Source organism: Flavobacterium sp. UMI-01, assembly GCF_019656315.1.
Classification (GTDB): domain Bacteria; phylum Bacteroidota; class Bacteroidia; order Flavobacteriales; family Flavobacteriaceae; genus Flavobacterium.
The window spans coordinates 1-264 of the sequence record NZ_BPLU01000029.1; the positions used below are offsets into that span (position 1 = coordinate 1).

A 264-nucleotide genomic window follows, 5' to 3' on the forward strand; every position below is an offset into this window, starting at 1 on the left:
TTACAAATCAGTAATAATAAATTCCGAACGTCTATTTTGTTGGTGTTCTTCTTCGGTACATTTTACACCGTCAGTACAACGGTTTACTAGTTGGTATTCGCCGTATCCTTTCCCGGTTAGTCTATTTGGGTTTACTCCATTGTCAACTAACCAAGCGATGGTAGATTTGGCTCTTCTGTCGGACAAAGCTTCATTGTATTTGAAAGAAGCTCTACTATCGGTATGCGAACGAATATCAAGTTTCATATTAGGATATTGTTTTAG

At 37.5% G+C, this 264-nt stretch carries 1 protein-coding gene; it reads right to left on the reverse strand.

Going from position 1 to position 264, the window contains the following annotated elements:
- The coding region (locus K5R64_RS10160) for an OmpA family protein (protein ID WP_220763205.1) at window positions 1-264 on the reverse strand (264 nt) is incomplete at its 5' end.